Source organism: Adlercreutzia sp. ZJ138, assembly GCF_011038935.1.
In the GTDB taxonomy this organism is placed as follows: Bacteria; Actinomycetota; Coriobacteriia; order Coriobacteriales; family Eggerthellaceae; genus ZJ141.
In genome coordinates this window covers 66,699-85,641 of sequence record NZ_JAAKEA010000006.1, presented here as the reverse complement: position 1 = coordinate 85,641, position 18,943 = coordinate 66,699, and the positions used below count along the sequence as shown (strand labels likewise).

The following is an 18,943-nucleotide window of genomic DNA, read 5'->3' as shown; positions in this document are numbered from 1 at the left end:
TAATCAGTCCTCCTTGAATGCAATGGCACCGTGACGACCACAAACACCGCCCTCGGCGCGATAGGAATAATACTCATCCGACCGGCACACCGTACATACCCGGGCATGAGCGATACGATCCGGTGACACGCCAGCCTCACCCAAATTGATCGCAAGTGTGCGGTCGAGATCGACGTTACGCTCGCCCACAAGGCACGCTTCGCCGTAGCGCTCGCGAAAACGAGCTCGCACATCATCGCCCGTCTCGAAGCATTCCGCGCCGATATGCGGCCCAATGTAGGCATTATAACGAGAAGGGTCAGTGCATCCCCCCTGCCGCTCACAGGCGTGAACGAGCTGCTGCACCGCACATGCCGCCACACCGGCAAGCGCGCCGCGCCATCCGGCATGGGCAACTACGAATGCCCCCGATGGTGACACCACAATAACCGGCACACAATCGGCGAAACACAGAAGTGCTGCTGTTCGCGGTACGGCGACCACAATTGCATCGGCTCCCTCCTGCGCCTCATCCGTCGCACGATCAAATGCAGCGGCGCTTGGGTTGTCAACAACCACCACTGTGGTGCCGTGTACCTGATTGGGCACAATCAGACGCACATCGGCCGCACCGAGTGCCTCAAGCAGCACTGCACGGTTTTCTTGCACTGCCTGCGGATTGTCACCAACGTGCGATCCCAGGTTGAGCGAACGATACGGGCTTTCGCTTACCCCGCCATCGCGACTAGAAAACGCGATGCGCACTCCACATGTATCGAACAGTGCATCATCGGTCAGCACGCATAAGGAACGCGCGCCGAAATGGCGCGCGTTCAAATGCGGTTGCGGAAGCGCATCCAGCATGCGACCCATCAACGGCTCGCTAGCGCTGACGCTTCAGAAAGTCGGGAATGTAGTCCTCATCAGCAAAACGACCAGCAGGGGACGGAGCAGGGGAAGCATAGGTAACCGGTACCGAGGGAACCGCAGCGGAAGCTGCCGCTGCGGACGTAGCTGCTGTAGAAGCAAACAGGTCCTTGCGCTGCGAGGCAAAGTCTATGGAAGACTGACGCGGCTGCGAAGACTGAAAGCCAGTTGCGATGACGGTGATACGAACAGCATCACCCATACCCTCATCAATAATCTGGCCATAAATGATGTTGGCATTCTCATCGGCGCACGCTTCCACCGTACGCGCAGCAGCGTCGACCTCGGTCAGCGTAAGATCGGGGCTACCGGCGATGGAGAACAACACACGCGAAGCACCCGCAATGGAAGCCTCGAGCAGGTTCGAGTTCGTCGCCTGCTGAGCAGCCTCAAGCGCTCGGTTTTCGCCAGAAGCAATGCCGATGCCCATCATAGCTGTGCCGGCATCCTTCATAACGGTGCGAATATCGGCGAAGTCGAGATTGATAAGACCGGGAATGGTGATGAGATCGGTAACGCCCTGAATACCCTGGCGAAGCGTGTCGTCGGCAATGCGGAATGCATCGAGCATGCTCGTCTTCTTGTCGACGATCTCAAGCAAACGATCGTTCGGGATGACGATGAGCGTGTCAACCTTCTGGCTGAGTAACGCCACACCCTGCTCAGCCTGGTTGCGGCGGGTGCGTCCCTCGAACGAGAACGGTTTGGTGACCACACCAACCGTCAACGCGCCAATTTCTTCACGCGCAATCTCAGCGATAATGGGTGCTGCGCCCGTGCCCGTGCCGCCACCTTCACCGGCGGTGACAAACACCATGTCGGCTTCGGCGAGCGCTTCGCGGATGTCCGCGCGACTTTCCTCAGCTGCCTGGCACCCAACCTCGGGGTTCGCGCCAGCTCCCAGCCCGCGCGTGAGTTCTTCGCCGATATGGATGGTCTTGTCGGCATCCGACATGAGCAGAGCCTGGCGGTCGGTGTTCACGGCAATGAACTCGACGCCTTTCACGCCCGCTTCCACCATGCGGTTCACGGCGTTGGTGCCACCGCCACCGACACCTACAACCTTGATAACCGCCAAATGCTCGGAACCTATTCTATTGGACATCGTATCCTCCACATGCTGCATTCGAGTCTGCTGCGTCTCAGTTCTCCGTTTCCCAGGCACACCTGCGCGCGCCTACGTGCGGTTATTGTACACGATGCGTTCCCATTTGCAAAACAAGTGCAGGTGAGTGAACGTATACCCATCACATTTCGCGCGCGCACAGGCATACACAGGCATACAGACACACATGCCACAAGTCTACAGCGCGCGCCACGTGGGCGACTTCGGGTCGGATACGTTGATGTAAGCAAGCGATCCTTCGTATTCCTCCATGATTTTTAAACACACCCGCTCCTTGTCGCGAATGTTATCTGAGGAACCAAATACAATCTCGATGCCGTTGTCGAGCGTGATGGTAGTAGACTCCGTTTCCGTTGCAGCAACCGACTTCACCTGGTCAGATAAGTCGGTGGTAAGTCCCACCACTACTTCGAGGGCGTTCGTCACGTTCGGATCGTTGCAGTAGGTTCCCATCTCGGGTTTGGTGCTATATGGCACATCGGTGATAACCAGCGCGGCGGCTATGTCGTCGTAGATCTGCTGACTAGTCTTTCTACCCGCTTCGGAATCCTGATCAGGAATGGGCATAAGCCACATGCCGTCCGACGCGATAGCCCACCGCTTCACCTCCGAGCCATCTTCTGAAGGAACCTCCACCACAGCACGAATAACGCGCTCGGTAACCTCTACCTTCAATGTGTGAGGAAAGGCCGCACTTACCTTCGCCTTTTCAATCCAGGCATCTTTGAGGAGCCGATCCTCAATGCCTTTCTTGTCCACCTGCAAAAGCGTGGTGCCTTCGGGTACGGCAATAAGTGCCATCATTTCCTCAGACGTAAGGTGTTCGACACCCGTCACCGAAACGTCCTCAATTTCAAACACATTCGAGGCACGCAGCACCAAAAATGAAACCACCAGTACCGCTACCACAACACACACGGCAATAAGAACGGGCATTACATTGAACGAGCGCACAGAAGGCTTCGCACTTCCCATGCGGCGGTTCCGAGAAGCGCGCGCGTCTCCCACGCGAACTGACCGCAAATGTACGCCATCACGTGAAGCGCCTGGATATGAACCACTCAGGTTTGCGCGCGGCACAGGGTTCGAGCGCGGCACAGGGTTTGCGCGAGGCACAGGGTTCGAGCGAGGCACACGGAAAGACCTTTGCGCAGTATTGCGTTGGGAACGCGCATCCGTTCGGGCAGCCGGAGCCGCACGGTAGCCGCCCGCAGCGCGGCCGCGGGGCTTACGCGAACCCGAGGAAGCGGACTTCCGGTTGTAATTCGATGCCATGCGCTTTATACACCTTCGCCTGAATCAATCTCATCAACTCCACGACGTCGCGCGCCGTCGCATCGCCCGCATTCACGATGAAATTCGCATGAACGTCGGACACCTGTGCACTCCCAATGCGAAACCCTTTCAGCCCCAATCCTTCGATGAGCGCACCAGCAGATGCGCCCTTCGGGTTGCGGAACACACTTCCACATGAGGGTTGCCCCAACGGCTGCGTGACTTTTCGCCGCGCGAGCGACGCCTCCATCTTACCGCGGATGAAGAACGGGTCGGCCGGCTCTACGGAAAGTTCGCATTCGACGATGATTTCATCGTCAGGCAGTGATGAGGTGCGATACCCCCAACCAAGATCGGCGGCCTCATAGCGAACGAGCTGACTCGCACGCGAAAGTACGGTGACGGATACCACCCGCGAGCCGATCCAGTCCTCATCGGACCCCGCATTCATGCGAATGGCGCCACCCACCGACCCCGGTGTTCCCACCGCAAACTCCAGACCGGCAACCGAGTGACGAAACGCGCTTTGAACGAGCTTTGACAGCGGCACGCCAGCGCCAACGAAGAAGCGCTTGAGCTTCTCGTCGTAGCGACACGTCTGAAAGTCGCGGCCGAGCGTGGCAACCACACCTGGAAACCCCTCATCGGAGACGAGCAGATTCGACCCGCGTCCAATGACCACACATGGCGTACCTTCACGTTCGCACACATCAAACAGGCGCTTGAGCGACCCAAGCGAGGCAACCTGCACGAAATATCGAACCGGCCCTCCGATGTGGTACGTGGTGTGTCGGGCCATATACTCACCCGGAAAAAGCTCGCCGTCAAACGAGCCATCAACCAGCAACGCATCCAAAGGCGATGAGGCATGACGTGGCATCAGGTGCAACCCTTTACTCCACACCAGCTGCGGCCTCGCGTTGCCGCAGTGCCTCAACAATCATCGGGCCAAACGCAGTTACGTCGCCGGCACCCATCGTGATAACCAAATCGCCCGCCGACACACGATTTAGCACGGTAGGCACCACATCGTCGCGGTTGGGCACGAACTCAGCATCGGGATGCCCCTCATGATCGAGCACCACCTGCAAGAATGTTTGACCGGTCACCCCGGGAACAGGAGCTTCGCCTGCCGAGAACACATCAGTGAACAACAGATCGTCCGCTGCATCAAACGCACGGGAGAACTCGTCGCGCAACACCTCGGCAAACAACTTTACCCTCGAGTAGCGATGCGGCTGAAACACCACGTGCACACGCTTGAAATCGAGTGCAGCGGCGGCTTGGATAGTGGCCGCAATCTCGGTGGGATGATGCGCGTAGTCATCAACCACCGTCACCCCATCGGCCTTGCCGACAAGATCAAACCTGCGACGCACGCCCGCGAACTCGGCGACACGAGCCGCTGCACACTGCGCATCGAATCCCAGCGCCCACAAAAGCGCGATGACGCCGGTGGCATTGAGCACATTATGCACGCCAGGGTTCTGCCGCACGCCACCTTCGACGCGTGTCCCATCAGGCAATTCGAGAGCGAATAGGCTCCCCACCCCATCGGGGCGGTAGTCGACAATACGAACGTCGCACGTCTCATCAAAGCCGTACGTATATGTTGTGCGACCGGATTGGCGCGCCAAGCGCGCAAGTGGCTTGTCATCGCCGCACGCAACAATAAGGCCGCCACATTCAGGAACCGAGCGCATGAATGCATCGAACTTCTCATAGATCTCGTCAAGATCGCGGTAATGGTCGAGATGATCGGCCTCGATGTTTGTAACCAACACGGCTTGCGGCGACAGATTCGAAAACGACTTGTCGCTTTCGTCAGCTTCAACAACGTAATGTTCACCACCGCCGGAATGAGCATTGGTGCCGTAGGCACGCACAATACCTCCAATAAGGAAGGTCGGATCAGTACCAAGCCCGTCAAGAGCGCTGGCCAGCATGCTCGAGGTGGTCGTTTTGCCATGCGTGCCCGTAACCGCCAAAGTTTTCAGCTCGCGCCCCAGGTAGGCAAGCATCTGGGCACGATGCCAAATGAGAAGACCACGACGGGAAGCAGCAACGTATTCGGGGTTATCCTTGGAGATAGCGGTCGACACAACAACGACAACATTGCCCGCAGGCACATTCTCTTCATTATGACCGATATGAACCGTAATACCCGCTTCACGCAGCTGACTTGTGTATCGGCTGTCCTTCAAGTCGGATCCGGAAACCTTCATGCCTTGATCGGCAGCAACGCGCGCGATACCACTCATGCCCACGCCGCCAATACCGATGAAGTGAACCTGCTCGATGGTGCCCTCTACCATGTACGGACCTTTCATATATGTCTCTCTTCTCGCAAACAGAGCCGAATTGTACCTCATTAACGGCACACGCGGGTATTTTCGCGTGCAGCCTCCATTACCGCATCGGCCACCAACCCTGCAGCATCCTGGGTCTTCTGAGCGCGGGCGGCCTCACGCATGCGCTCACGCAACGATGCGTCGTCCAACAACGCACACAGCTGATCGCGAAACACCGACCCTTCGACTTGATCGTCAGGCACCATGAACGCAGCACCTGCATCAACACACGATTGCGCGTTGACTGTCTGATGGTCGGCCGTGGCGTACGGAAAGGGAACCAGTAGCGCAGGCAGCGCACGCGCCGACACCTCGGCCAGCGTGGACGCGCCAGCGCGCGATACAATCACATCAGCTGCCGCCATACACTGCCCCATGCGATCGGTGTAGTCGACAACCTGCCAGCGGCGCGCTTCATCAGGCGTAAGCGCAAGCTCGGCACGCGTGCGCTCGAAGTCCCGCTTGCCCGCAACGTGGATGACCTGCACGTTAGAACGAGCGAGCAACTCGTCTTTCATGCCGATGACGGCTTGATTCAGATGACGCGCGCCCAAGCTGCCGCCCGTAACCAACAAAAGCAGCGCATCGGGGGCTACGCCCAACTGCTCACGGCTTTCGGCACGAGTGGCAGCGAACACGCTTGCGCGCACCGGGTTGCCCGTCACACTCACCACACCTTCTGGCAACGATTCCAAACCTTTAGCCGCGTGCTCATACGTGAGACACACGCGCGCGGCACGGCGCGCCAAATAGGTGTTAGCCATGCCCATAACGGAGTTTTGCTCATGTACGACCAAAGGCACACCCCGCTTGCATGCAGCGCGGCCCACCGGTATGCACACGTACCCGCCAAAGCACACCACCGCATCGGGCTTCACCTCGGAAAACCACGCCGCTGCCTGCCGCGAACTCGCAAGCAGCTTCGCTACCGAAGCGGGAAGAGTCCATGGTCGGCTGCGATCAAAACCTGATGCTTCAAACCCGGTAAACGGGATATCGGCCTGCTGCACGAGCCGTGCCTCAACGCCCGTCGGCGTGCCCGCATAGAGCACCTCGCAGCCACGCTGTCTCAGCGTATCGGCCACGGCGAGCGCCGGATTGATGTGACCAGCAGTACCACCGCCCGACAACACAATACGCATGCGCTACCTCCTGCCCCTTCCTCGCATTGAACGCGATTCCGACCGCCGCGAACGCATACGCTGTGGCGAGTCGCTATCAGGCACCGCCCGAACAACGCGCAGATTCGCGCGACGGCGCTCATATACATCGGATGTGCCCGCACCCTCAGACACCGCAAGCACGAGTCCAACCATGATCAAGCTCGCAATAAGCGACGAACCACCTGAAGACACGAATGGCAACGGCTTGCCCGTAGTCGGCAGTATGCCAATCACGCAGCTGATATTCAGAAATGCTTGGAAGACGATCATCGACGTTAGGCTGCCCGCCAGCATAGTTCCGAACGAATCGCTCGACTGGCGTGCAATAGCAATGCCTGCGAAGAGCATTCCCACGAACAACCCAATAACTACAATGCCGCCAAGCATACCCAGTTCCTCAACGACGATGGCGAAAATGAAATCGGTTTCCGACTCAGGCAGAAACGAGTACTTCCCGCGCGAGTTTCCCAACCCTACGCCGAACAACCCTCCATCGGCAAGCGAGCAGTACGACCGAATGATCTGCAGTCCCTTGCCGTAGCCATCCTCGCCGTCATCCCACGGGTGAAGGTAGACCATGCGATCGGAGCGATACCCCGTACCAAAAATGGCGATAATCACGAACACTACCAACGCCCCGCAGATGATGGCAATCCATTTCTTCGGAACTTCACCAAGCCACATGACCGCCAAAATACCAACGGCGATGATGGCCGTCGTGCCCAAGTCAGACTGCGTTTTGTACAAAAACAGCAGCGGTATGAGCACGAGTACACCCACGCGCACCAAGAAATCGCGCCCGCTGCTTTGACCTTCACGCAGCAGTGCGAACTGGTGCACCGTCATCATCACGAGCGCAATTTTGGCAAACTCCGAAGGTTGCAAGCTAATGGGGCCGAGCACAAGCCACCGTTGCGCCCCTAAGCCAACAATGCCCATCACCGACGTAAGCACAAGCATGACAATTGCTGCAGCCCACACGCCCCACAACAGCGGACCACGCCATGCAGCGTACGGGATAACCTTCCACACGACCACACCGCAAATAATGCCGATACATCCATAAGCGGCATGTTTTATGAGATACGATTCGGGACTTGCCCCCTCAGAGAGCGCCTCAATCGAACCAGCGGAGTACACCATCACCGTACCCATGAGCACCAACGCGAGCGTAATGATGAGCAGCGCGATGCGCGCGCCTTGGGGTGAACCCAAAAGCCCAGTGTTGTTATGAGGGTCAGACATGGAAATCCTACGCCTCGCCGCGCGTAGCCACAAGCGCCTTAAACACACGGCCTCGCTCTTCAAAGCTCGAGAACTCGTCAAACGATGCACACGCTGGCGACAGCAAGATCACGTCGCCTTCGCGCGCAATGGCGACAAGTGCGTCGAAAGCCTGCTCCATATGTTCGGCGGAAAGCAACGAAAAATCGGCTGGAGCTGCCACACTCGCATCTTCGAACGCCTGACGGAAACGTTTACCTGCATCGCCGTAGCACACGACGCCACGCGCATGTGCGTGTGCTGCCGCAACAAGCGAACCTAAATCGGTACCCTTGTCATCGCCACCGAGCATGACCAGCGGACGAGCCTCAGGAAACGACTCGAGCGCCTTGAGTGTTGCGTCAACATTGGTCGCCTTTGAATCGTTGTAACACACTGCTCCCCGCACCGATCCGCAGGGTTCAATGCGGTGCTCGAGCGGCGCAAACGTGCGCAACCCTTGCGCGATAGCGTCGTCGTCAACACCCAGCGACACCGCCACTACGCCTGCAGCCAACGCGTTGCTTACGTTGTGCGCGCCTTTGATGAGCAGATCGGAGGCGCCAAGCAGCTTATGTTCTTCCCCATGAAGCGCAACGGTCACTATGCCGGCATCCGACAAAAAAGCGGCGTTACGACTTCCGCAACGCGTGCGCATGTCGCCACCAATGCCGTCGGCTGTGCCTAGTGGCACGTAGTCGATAGCGCGCGGGTGCCCTTCGGCGGCATGCAGCTCACGCACCTTCTCGCGCACCACGTCGTTGGTAGCATCAAGCGCAACGACCGAACCCGGCACGCTTGCCAGATTATCGAGAAGCTTTAGCTTTGCATCGCGGTATGCCTCAAACGACCGGTGCCAGCGCAAATGATCGGGTGTGATGTTTAAGATAACCGCCGCGTTAGGAGCAAAGGCACGCAAGCTCGCAAGCTGATACGATGACATTTCTGCAACGTAGACCTCGGCACCGCCAGCGGCGAGCGCGCCGATACACGTATCGCCGATATTGCCCACCGCCATCGCATGAAACCCTGCGGCCTTTAGCACGTGAGTAATCAGCGAAGTGACGGTGGTCTTACCGTTCGTACCGGTAACGGCTACCCAACGAGACGAAGCTGCACTCTCGCGCCACGCGAACTCAACCTCGCTGATCACCTCAACTGACAAGCGCGACGCCGACTGATACAAGTAGCTGAACTGTGATATCCCTGGACTCGCAATACAAACGTCAAACACAGGCGCGCGATCAGATACCTCCTCACGCGCATCACGCATCGCAGCAAGCGCGACCGGACCGTCGTCACCAAAAGCAACAAGTGCACCCCGCTCGCGCGCAGCCTCAGCAAACGCACGGGATGACTCGTTCTCTTCGCCCGCCGCAATTGCCACACATCCAATACGCGTGCCCAAAAGCCCCAGACAGTATTCAACAGCCGCGCGGCCACTCTTTCCTAATCCAAGCACCAAAACACAATCGATACGCTCGGGCGCACGCTTGCGCCCCTCTAGCATATGCATAGCGAACCCCCTTACACCATCGAGACGAGCGTCTCAGAGAAGTAGATAACAAAGCCCACAGCAGCAAACGCACCTGATACGATCCAGAACCGCACGACCACCTTCGTTTCGCTCCATCCCTTCTTCTCGAAGTGATGGTGCAGCGGTGCCATGAGGAAGATGCGCTTCTTCGTTCGCTTGTAGTAGAACACTTGCAGCATCACGGACAGCGCCTCGGCAACAAACAAGCCACCGATGACGATAACAAGAAACTCGGTTTTCGTAAGTACGGCAAGGCAGCCAAGCGCCATACCGAGCGCAAGCGAACCAGTGTCGCCCATAAAGATTTCGGCGGGAAATGCGTTGAACCACAAAAAGCCAACGCACGCACCAGCAAGCGCGGCAGCAAAGATTGCCGGCGAAAGCATGCTCGCGCGGTAGGCAATGCCCGCCATGACCACCATGACGATCATGACCGTACCCGCCGCCAAGCCGTCGAGTCCGTCAGTGAGGTTTACGGCATTACACATGCCAACGAGCAGAATATCAACGAGCACTACATACAGCCACGGAATAACGAAGTCGCCAACATGTGTACTCAACACACCTAAGTCGATGGTTGCAACAAACGGGATTTCAACTGTAGGTGCGATGCCAAGGAAGTTAACGACAACCAGCACAAACGCCGTCGCGATAACAAATTGCCCCACAAGCTTCGCCTTCGGCGTCAAGCCCAGCGAACGCTCCTTTACTACCTTTGAAGCGTCATCGATAAGGCCAAGAACCCCCGTAAGCACCGTAGCCGCAAGCAGCATGTACGTCTGCGGCAAGGGAGAATTAACCAAAAGCACCGCCACAATAACACCCACGAGCATAATGACGCCGCCCATGGTGGGAGTGCCCTGCTTCACCAAGTGGCTTTCGGGACCTTCTGCACGCACCTGCTGCCCAATATGGCTCGATTTCAAGAAACGAATCCACAGAGGCGTAAGCACCACGGTCACCGCCAGCGCCACGATGAACCCCAGAAACACCAGAAATGTCGGATATTGAGCGAAATACGAGAACATTAGTCAACCAACCCTTTAACCACACGCGTGAGTTCCATAAAGTGCGAAGCTTTCACCAGCACTGCATCGCCCGGCCGCACATACGCGCGCACCTCAGCGAGCGCTTCGTCAACCGTATGCACACGACAGATGCAACGTGCGTCCATACCTGCCGTTTCAGCGGCGTCGGCCAAAACACTGGCAAGCTCACCAACGCAGATCATACGGTCAACAGGCAGCTCAGCTACAAAACAGCCCACTCGCTCATGCCCATCACGCGCGAACCGCCCCAACTCGCCCATATCTCCCAGTACCGCTATGCGACGGCCGGAAACGGACAGCGAGCAGAACATGGAAAGCGAAGCCTGCATAGAATCGGGGCTCGCGTTGTATGCATCATTGATTACCGTAAATCCACCTGGCGCAGCGATCAGCTCCTGACGACCCGCCTCAGGACGCGCCTGCGACAGTGCGTCTGCGATATCGGCGAGGCTCATGCCCGCAGCAAGCCCCACCGCCGCCGCAGCGCAAGCGTTGCTCACGTTATGAGCACCGCGCACATTAAGCACGCATGCAACCGACTCATCGGCGGGCGCCCCATGCACACCGGGAACGCCGAAGCCCGACGCATGCATGCGGAAATGAGCACGCCCCATCTCGTCAAGTACCACATCTTCCGCCCAAACTGCGGGGCCGTCCAACGGAGAAGCGGCATTGTGACGGTCACGCGCGAGTTTTGACCCGTCAAACGCAACATGCAGTACCCTGCGCGATTCCAGATGAGACTCTTCAACAATGAAGTCGGCGAAGTCACATGCGGCATTCATGAACGCCCGACCACATCCTTCGGGAAGCGCCTCGAAGAGCTCTGCCTTTGCGCGCGCGATGTTTTCGCGACTGCCCAAGATCTCGATATGGCTTTCGCCGACGGTAGTAATAACACCCCAATCAGGGCGCACGAACGAGCACAGCTCGGCGATCTCGCCGCGATCGCACATTCCCATTTCCACGACTACCATTTGGGTGTCGGCCTCAGCCGACAGGATGGTTTTGGGAACACCGAGTTCGTTGTTCTGGTTGCCCGCTGTTGCCGTTGTGGTGAAAGCACGCGACAAAACGTCGCGAATGAGATTCTTTGTTGTGGTTTTACCCACCGATCCGGTAACACCGATAACGCGACCTTTCAGATGCCGCCGCCATTCCCGCGCCAGATCAGTAATGGCATGCGCGGTGTCGGGAACCTCAATGATAGCCGCACCTGCCTCTTGCGCGGCACGGGTCACCTCAGCGTCGATCACCTGCATGGTTAAGACGGCGGAAGCGCCGGCAGAAAGCGCCGGCGCGATGAAGTCGTGGCCGTCTACCCGCTCACCGGGCAACGCAACATATACATCACCCTTACACACGGTGCGGGAATCCCACGTAAGTCCCGTTATCAGCGCGGAAGCGTCTGCAGGATCAACAACGAAGGAGCCTCCTGTGCATGCGGCAATCTGTTTGACATTCAAACGCATGAGCCGTCTCCTATTCCCCGTTGTCGTCTGTGGCAACGCCACCAGTGCAGCCGGCGGCTTCACGCGCCAGCACCTCGAAGGCCGCGGCAACATCACGCGGAGCGCACCCCAGCTGCATGACCGCCGCGAAGGCAGAAAGCAGTGCGTACACGTCGGATTCGTCATTAACCGGATAAGCAATCTCAAAACGCATACCGCGCACGTCGATGACAACCAGCGGATTGTCACAGCTGATGTCGGCACGCACCAGATGAACCTGTGCAGCAGAATCAAACCCCGTGGTCAACACATCATCTTCCGCACCAGCGCAACGACGTAGCAGTTCTGCGCCAGCAGCATGGTCGATACAGATGACGCGACGTGCCGGATAGTCCTTAGAAAACAGGCGAGAAGTTGCCTCAAAATACGACTCGTACGTGGGATGGTTTCCAATGCCAGCCTGTGCGAGATCGGTAAAGACGGTAACGGCGAATGTAGTGCCCCACGCCTTGTCGAATTCAAGTGCACAACTGTCAACCGCAAGCGCTGCCACGTCAACATGCGCATCACGCATACGGGCCAGCAGATCCTGCACCAAAGGCGAGTCAGGCATAGCAGGAAGCGAAGGCTCGCACACTCCGGCGATGATCACACCTTCGGGGCTTGCAACACCGCTACGCTTACCAACGATGCGCATAACATCGCCAATGAGACGGGCAGTTTTCGATGCGCTAGCCGTACCAGTAACACCGATAACATCCATGTCGCGCGATGGATGCCCAAAAAACGTCGATGATGCTGCGCCTAAGGCCTTGCGCGTGTCGCCCACAACAATTTCAGTTACGCCCGTCGAGTCTGCTAAATGAGGAACGCGTTCGACCACAAGCACCCGTGCGCCGGCATCAATGGCTTCCTGCGCAAACGTGTGACCGTCGTCGTTGCGCCCGACGATGCAGAAGAACGCGTCGCCGGCACGCACGTGCTTACTGTCATACGCGATGCCTTCCACCTGGTCGTTCGCGTCGCCGAGCACGGTGCAGCCGATTCCTTCGAACAGCTCATCGCAAGTTTTGCTCATTGCGCTCCCTCATTCCGGCGTGATGTTAAATCGATCGATAGCCGTGGTCATTATATCCCTAAAAATATGCGTCACCGTTCCCTCGCCCGGAACCTCATTCGCACTCACAAAACATACCAACTGGCTGGACGAGTTGGCAAGAAATCCCGAAAAGCACAACGTGTAGACACCTTTTCGGTAGCCTCCGTTCTCTTCGTCGTAGATCTCGGCAGTGGAGGTCTTACCAGCAACCTCAAATCCATCGATCGCAGCCATCTTGCCCGTGCCGTCGCTGACTACCGTCTGCAGCATGCTCTGAATAGTGGGCAGCGCCTCGTCATTTTCGACGATATCCTCGGTGGCATATTGCGGCTGCTCACCCGATTGCGGCAAGCTTACCAAGAAGTGCGGAGTGCATGCAGTGCCTTCGTTGACCAACGCACCGAAAAAGCGGGTCACCTGCAATGCGTTGACTGAAATCCCCTGCCCAAACGCGATGTTCCATCCAGCGATGTGCGACCATTGATCAAAGTCGAGCAAATAGCCGAGCTGCTCGCCCGGATAGTCAACACCGGTGAGCTTGTCGAAACCGTAGCGCCTGATGGAGTCGTTGAGCGTGTCGAAACCAGCCTTCTCGGTTATCAGCGATATGCCAACGTTCGATGACTGGTCAAGAATCTGGCGCACGGTGAAGGTAGCATCCCCTCGCTCGTGAGCGTCGGACACCTGATAGCCGTCAGCCTCAATGGTAGCTGGACAGAACACCTGATCATCGGGACCATACGCACCCGACTCGAGCGCACTCATCATGGAAACCGTCTTAAACACCGAACCAGGCTCAAACAAGTAGCTAGCGGCTTTCAGCTGCGTGGCTCCCTCTTCAATCTCACTGCGATCGGCCGGGTTGAACAGCGGAAGCGAAGCGCACGCATACAACTCCCCGGTAGCACCGTCCATAACCACCGCAGTGCCACTCGAGCCGCCCATCTGCTCCACACCCGCAAGTAAGCGCTCTTCGGCAGCCTGCTGCAGCTCAACGTCGATAGATATGACGATGTCTTGGCCGTCGACTGCTGGCGTGTCTTCTTTCACGCCCCCGGCGATGGGGGTGCCGTCGGCACCACGCTCAGCGGCGTACCTACCCGGCGTTCCACTTAATATGCTGTCGTATTGCTGTTCAAGGCCGCAGAGTCCTTTGTAGTACTCGCGGTTCGCTTCTGGGTCTGCTTCAATGCTACAGCAGCCAATGATCTGCCCCGCCACCTGGCCGTAAGGATATTCGCGACGCGTGTCTTCGAGGAAGTAGATGCCGGGAAGATTCTTTTCTTTAAGCTTTTGTGCGTTGTCAACATCGGCTTTGCGCTTCACGTAGGAGAAGTTGATGCCTGGACCCATCAGGCTGGCGCGGTACGCCTCTTCGGCATCCTCGTCGCCCCCCAAACACTCCACAAGCGCGGCCACCGTGGCGTCAATGTCTTTGATCTCGCTGGGATTAGCGTACACTGTAGTCGCATCGACACTAATGGCGAGCACATTTCCATTACGGTCGTAGATCGTGCCGCGCCTCGGCTCGTCAACCAGATCAACCTTGCGTATATCTTCGGCGATTGCTGAATACTCGGGTGCTTGGATAACACTGCAGAAGAATAGCCGCCCCACCAGCACAAGGGCGCAAATAACAAACACGAGGAGAATCCACGCTGTGCGATTCGAGTCGTTTTCAAAGCGCATAACAGACGACGCCTGACTGCGGCGATCGCGAGAAGCTCGCTGACGTGAAGGTGATTGCCCCCGCCGGCCCGCTGACCTGCGAGGCGTGTTGTATCTGGCAGCCATGCTCGAACTTACTCTCCGGCGTTTGCCACGCGGTCGAGGCTCTTGGAAAGCGACAGTGCGCCATTGGCGTCGGTGGCAACTACGTCTTCGGGAAGCGTTAGGTTTTCAACCGATGTGGGAGCTGCCATACCAAGGCCAGTCGCCATGTTCTTGACGCGAGTCGAACTAGCAAGCACCGTTTGCGAGGCCTCAAGCGCCACGCCGTTGGAACGGGCGTCCTCGATCTGACTCGACAGTTCCTGTGACTGAATAGACGTCGTAACGGTTGCGGTGGTCAGCGCGATGCGGGCAATACCCATAACCGCCACCACCAACAGCACAACAGCAACCACCTTCGCCACGAACACAGCACTCGACTGTTGCGGCACGGGATGTGTAGTGTGCGCACGACGACCCGGTACGACATCAATACGGTCGCGCGTGGTGCGAGCTGGAGCCCACTGGGAGGATCGCGCCGCCTGACGCTGTGCGTATGCAGAATATGCCGGTGCTGCGCCCATGGGCTGTCCCCCTTTCTTCGTTTCAGCTTCGTTTCGGTGGGCCGTTATTCACGCTTAGTGCGTGGTTAGTGCTTAAGTTGGTGCTCGTTGCTTGTTAACGCTTTTGCGCGACCCGCAGCTTGGCGCTGCGCGCGCGAGGGTTGCGTTTCACCTCGTCTTCGCAAGCCACGATGGGCTTTCTTGTCACAATATCGAGTATCGGCTGTCTACCGCAAACACACAGGGGTAAATCAGGCGGGCAGGTACATCGGTTCGCCATCGCTGCGAAGGTTTCCTTCACAATGCGATCCTCAAGCGAGTGATAGCTCATCACCACGATCCGACCGCCAGGATTCAGCCAGCGAATGGCCGCTTCCAAACCGCGCCTGAGAACGTCAAGCTCGGCGTTCACTTCAATGCGCAGTGCCTGAAACGTACGCTTTGCTGGATGGCCGCCGGCGCGGCGCGCCGATGCCGGGATGGCTGCCTTTATGACATCGACCAGCTGAAAGCTCGTCTCGATGGGAGCCTGTTCGCGAGCCCTCACGATGAAGGAAGCAATGCGGCTCGCCCACTTCTCGTCAGAATAGGCTCGAATGATCCGGGTGAGATCTGCTGCGTTGTAAGTGTTAACGATCTCTACTGCGGTTAGGGTTTGTTTCCCCGGATCCATCCGCATATCAAGCGGGCTGTCTTCCTTGAAGGAGAAGCCCCGCGACGGCGTGTCGATCTGCACGGACGAGACACCAAGATCGAACAGAACCGCGTCGATTCCCGGCACCTCGGCCCCCAAAAGGGCGTTGTCTAAATCGCCGAAGTTGCTACGTATGAGCTCGATGGCCGGGCGCGAGCCTTCCGGCAGCGTCCCGAGTTTCGACGAGGCAAAGGCAAGTGCCTGCTCGTCCTGATCGATGCCAATAAGCGTGCCGTCCGGACCAAGGAGCTTCGCAACTTCGAATGAATGCCCTGCATAACCGAGTGTCATATCAACGAACGTATGCTGCGGTTCTAGTTTGAGTTCTTCGATGCACTCGGTTAGCAGGACCGGTATATGCCGATATTCGCTTGTCATGGTTCTAGTCGGTCATGAAATCGGACAGGCTGATTTCCTCGTCGTTCATCATCTCATCGTAGGCCTGGGGATCCCAGATCTCGAAGTAACCGGTGGAACCGAGTACGACAACCTCGCCATCAATGCCAACTTCCTCGCGCGCATCTGCTGGAAGCATGATGCGCCCCGATGAATCGATATCAACGCTACGAGCGCGCGCCTTCAGCTTGCGCATGAGCACTTTTTGCTTACGGCTTGTCTTGTTAAAGCCGTTGAAGCGCTCTTTAAACAGCTCATCGATCCAATTCTCGTAATCATCGGGCTGGAAAACGTACAAGCATTCATCTTCCGGCTCGCGAACGACTACAAGTTCGTTGGTTAGGACCTTGCGGAACTTCGCAGGCAGCGACATGCGACCTTTGCTGTCGATCTTGAAGCGATACTCACCGTTCAGGCGCACCGTTGTGGTGTGCACTGCCGATGCCGCTTCCTTTTCGACGTTTTCGCTCACGCGCTTCCTTCATCCGTTGACGCAACGCGCCCTTTCCGACTGGTCATCATTCTACGCAAACCTATGCCACTTTGCAAGAATTCCATGCCTTTTTGTCCCATTTCATGCCCTACGATTCCATTACGATGCCACGCGGCGAACCCCGCCGAAGCGAAATGACACCATATGTTGTGGACGGTGAGACGGGTGCCCCATCATGTGAGAAAACGCCCGAAAACCGCCAACCGACGAGCGTCGAAGCGTTTGTTAAGAAAGCGTGTGCATGGGAAAACGCCCCGGAAACAAGGGACGGAATCCATACAATCCACGGCGAGGACGCCGCCGCATTCGACATCAGAACGGGCGCGCTCATCGATGACGGATTTCCCGACAGGGCAGCAAGCATGGTGAGGGAGTGGATATCACGTAATCGGGAAGACCTTCTGACGATGTGGGAAACCCAGGAGTTCAAGAAGCTCGATCCCCTAGACTAGGAGATAATCATGTTCCACAAGGTCAAGAACGTAGCAGCGCTTCCCGGTTTGAAGCTCTCGGTGCAGTTTACGAACGGAACAACGAAGCTATATGACATCGCTCCCCTCCTGGATCGTCTCGACGCTTTCGCACCTCTTGCGGACGAGCATCTGTTCAACAGCGTGGAAGTTGACGTAGGAGGATACGGTATCGTCTGGAACGACGACATCGACCTCTCCTGCGATGAGTTGTGGAACAACGGGACGGAAGTGCAGACACCCTTCGACGGCCTAATGTCCTTTGCCGACGCCAGCGAGCTTTGGGAGCTCAGCGAATCAACGCTGAGGAAGGCTGTCTCGTACGGCAAGATAGTCCCTGGAGTTGACGTGTGGAAATACGGGAAGCAATGGATCGTCACACGCGAAGCCATGGAGCGAGAATACGGCAACCCCACCCTCGCCTAGGGAATTCCCGCCAAGTTATGACGTGACAGGAATTCAGGTTATTACTCATACTCGAACAGCTTGGCGCGGGGGTGGGCTGCTAGGTATTCGTCGCGCATGTGTGCACGGTTTACGTGAGTGTAGATTTGCGTAGTTGAGATGTCGGCATGCCCGAGGATCTCTTGGATGGCACGCAAATCGGCGCCACCTTCGAGCAAATGCGTGGCGAACGAGTGACGCAGCGTGTGGGGATGCAGATTCGCCACGCCAATTTCTCTACCTGCACGCGCGACGATTGCGTGCACCGACTGCCGCGACAAGCGCCCCCCTCGTGCGTTCAAGAACACGGCAGCCACCGGTACCGCAGCAGATCGAGCGAGCACAGGACGGCCGTCGCTGAGGTACGCGGTCAGCGCGCGCAACGCGGCGCCGGCGATAGGCGCAATGCGCTCCTTGCCGCCCTTGCCCATAACGCGCAGAAAGCCCTCTTGTAGAAATACGTCACCCAGATCGAGACCCACACACTCGCTCACGCGCAGGCCGCATCCATACAGCACCTCGAGCAGCGCACGGTTACGCAGTGCGGCTGACGAATCGGTGGGCTGAGCATCAAGCATACGGCATACTTGGTCGATGGATAGCACGTCGGGCAACTTCTCGGGTGTTTTCGGCAGAGCCATACCGCTTGCGGGATCAGTTGATGTGTTTCCTTCGCGAACCAAAAACTTGTGAAAACCTTTGAGTGCCGCTATTCGCCGTTTCACGCTTGCAGCAGCATACCCGCGCGTTATAAGTGACGCCTCGTAGTCAATGAGGTTTTCGCGCGTGGCACGAGCGGCATCCATCACGCCCCCACCCGCAAGAAATGTGGCATAGTCGAAAAGATCGCGTCGGTATGCATCAATGGTATTCGGCGAACACCCGCGCTCAACGGACAGATGCGCCAGGTACTCGTCAACCTGAAAGTGCATAGCGTCGTGCGCAGCCTCGTC

Annotated in this window: 18 protein-coding genes; 2 read left to right on the top strand and 16 right to left on the bottom strand. The window is 57.6% G+C overall.

Annotation, left to right across the window (positions count from 1 at the left end):
- Nucleotides 1-3 precede the first annotated feature (3 nt).
- From G7Y43_RS04245 to mraZ, 15 genes are all read right to left on the bottom strand, one after another.
- On the bottom strand, nucleotides 4-852 hold the full coding sequence (locus G7Y43_RS04245; RefSeq protein WP_241158154.1) for a polyphenol oxidase family protein: 849 nt from the start codon (nucleotides 850-852) through the stop codon (nucleotides 4-6).
- Between the two features lie 10 nt (nucleotides 853-862).
- The gene (gene ftsZ, locus G7Y43_RS04240) at nucleotides 863-2,011 is read right to left on the bottom strand and encodes a cell division protein FtsZ (RefSeq protein WP_165044413.1); all 1,149 of its coding nucleotides are present in this window, start codon (nucleotides 2,009-2,011) and stop codon (nucleotides 863-865) included.
- A 198-nt stretch (nucleotides 2,012-2,209) separates the two neighbouring features.
- The gene (locus tag G7Y43_RS04235; protein ID WP_241158153.1) at nucleotides 2,210-3,007 is read right to left on the bottom strand and encodes a cell division protein FtsQ/DivIB; all 798 of its coding nucleotides are present in this window, start codon (nucleotides 3,005-3,007) and stop codon (nucleotides 2,210-2,212) included.
- A 253-nt stretch (nucleotides 3,008-3,260) separates the two neighbouring features.
- On the bottom strand, nucleotides 3,261-4,187 hold the full coding sequence (murB, locus tag G7Y43_RS04230; RefSeq protein WP_241158152.1) for a UDP-N-acetylmuramate dehydrogenase: 927 nt from the start codon (nucleotides 4,185-4,187) through the stop codon (nucleotides 3,261-3,263).
- 13 nt (nucleotides 4,188-4,200) lie between these two features.
- Nucleotides 4,201-5,622: a UDP-N-acetylmuramate--L-alanine ligase gene (gene murC, locus G7Y43_RS04225; protein ID WP_165044409.1), complete on the bottom strand. Its 1,422-nt coding sequence runs from the start codon at nucleotides 5,620-5,622 to the stop codon at nucleotides 4,201-4,203.
- Nucleotides 5,623-5,678: 56 nt separating this feature from the next.
- Nucleotides 5,679-6,800, bottom strand: a complete 1,122-nt coding sequence (gene murG / locus G7Y43_RS04220) for an undecaprenyldiphospho-muramoylpentapeptide beta-N-acetylglucosaminyltransferase (RefSeq protein WP_165044407.1) — start codon at nucleotides 6,798-6,800, stop codon at nucleotides 5,679-5,681.
- Between the two features lie 3 nt (nucleotides 6,801-6,803).
- A complete protein-coding gene (locus G7Y43_RS04215) occupies nucleotides 6,804-8,066 on the bottom strand; it encodes an FtsW/RodA/SpoVE family cell cycle protein (protein WP_165044405.1) in 1,263 nt (420 codons plus the stop codon).
- Nucleotides 8,067-8,073: 7 nt separating this feature from the next.
- Nucleotides 8,074-9,600 carry a UDP-N-acetylmuramoyl-L-alanine--D-glutamate ligase gene (gene murD / locus G7Y43_RS04210; RefSeq protein ID WP_165044403.1) on the bottom strand — a complete coding sequence of 509 codons (1,527 nt, stop codon included), beginning with the start codon at nucleotides 9,598-9,600 and terminating at the stop codon, nucleotides 8,074-8,076.
- Nucleotides 9,601-9,611: 11 nt separating this feature from the next.
- Nucleotides 9,612-10,649, bottom strand: coding sequence for a phospho-N-acetylmuramoyl-pentapeptide-transferase (gene mraY / locus G7Y43_RS04205; RefSeq protein ID WP_165044401.1), 1,038 nt, complete (start codon nucleotides 10,647-10,649; stop codon nucleotides 9,612-9,614).
- Nucleotides 10,649-12,142 carry a UDP-N-acetylmuramoyl-tripeptide--D-alanyl-D-alanine ligase gene (murF, locus tag G7Y43_RS04200; RefSeq protein ID WP_165044399.1) on the bottom strand — a complete coding sequence of 498 codons (1,494 nt, stop codon included), beginning with the start codon at nucleotides 12,140-12,142 and terminating at the stop codon, nucleotides 10,649-10,651. Before murF ends, mraY begins: the two co-directional genes overlap by 1 nt.
- 10 nt (nucleotides 12,143-12,152) lie before the next feature.
- Nucleotides 12,153-13,199, bottom strand: a complete 1,047-nt coding sequence (locus tag G7Y43_RS04195; protein WP_165044397.1) for a Mur ligase family protein — start codon at nucleotides 13,197-13,199, stop codon at nucleotides 12,153-12,155.
- A gap of 9 nt (nucleotides 13,200-13,208) precedes the next feature.
- Complete coding sequence (locus G7Y43_RS04190; protein ID WP_206215087.1) at nucleotides 13,209-14,909, bottom strand: penicillin-binding protein 2; 1,701 nt, start codon at nucleotides 14,907-14,909, stop codon at nucleotides 13,209-13,211.
- Between the two features lie 113 nt (nucleotides 14,910-15,022).
- Nucleotides 15,023-15,514, bottom strand: a complete 492-nt coding sequence (locus tag G7Y43_RS04185; RefSeq protein WP_165044393.1) for a cell division protein FtsL — start codon at nucleotides 15,512-15,514, stop codon at nucleotides 15,023-15,025.
- A gap of 94 nt (nucleotides 15,515-15,608) precedes the next feature.
- Nucleotides 15,609-16,565, bottom strand: coding sequence for a 16S rRNA (cytosine(1402)-N(4))-methyltransferase RsmH (rsmH, locus tag G7Y43_RS04180; RefSeq protein ID WP_165044391.1), 957 nt, complete (start codon nucleotides 16,563-16,565; stop codon nucleotides 15,609-15,611).
- Nucleotides 16,566-16,569: 4 nt separating this feature from the next.
- Complete coding sequence (gene mraZ / locus G7Y43_RS04175; protein ID WP_241158151.1) at nucleotides 16,570-17,055, bottom strand: division/cell wall cluster transcriptional repressor MraZ; 486 nt, start codon at nucleotides 17,053-17,055, stop codon at nucleotides 16,570-16,572.
- Between the two features lie 170 nt (nucleotides 17,056-17,225).
- Between mraZ and G7Y43_RS04170 the strand changes: the two genes are divergently transcribed.
- Both G7Y43_RS04170 and G7Y43_RS04165 read left to right on the top strand, forming a co-directional pair.
- Nucleotides 17,226-17,528, top strand: a complete 303-nt coding sequence (locus G7Y43_RS04170) for a DUF4160 domain-containing protein (RefSeq protein ID WP_165044389.1) — start codon at nucleotides 17,226-17,228, stop codon at nucleotides 17,526-17,528.
- A gap of 9 nt (nucleotides 17,529-17,537) precedes the next feature.
- A complete protein-coding gene (locus G7Y43_RS04165; protein ID WP_241158150.1) occupies nucleotides 17,538-17,972 on the top strand; it encodes a DUF2442 domain-containing protein in 435 nt (144 codons plus the stop codon).
- Nucleotides 17,973-18,013: 41 nt separating this feature from the next.
- On the opposite strand, the gene xerD is transcribed toward G7Y43_RS04165, so the two are convergent.
- Complete coding sequence (gene xerD, locus G7Y43_RS04160) at nucleotides 18,014-18,922, bottom strand: site-specific tyrosine recombinase XerD (RefSeq protein ID WP_165044460.1); 909 nt, start codon at nucleotides 18,920-18,922, stop codon at nucleotides 18,014-18,016.
- Nucleotides 18,923-18,943: the final 21 nt, after the last annotated feature.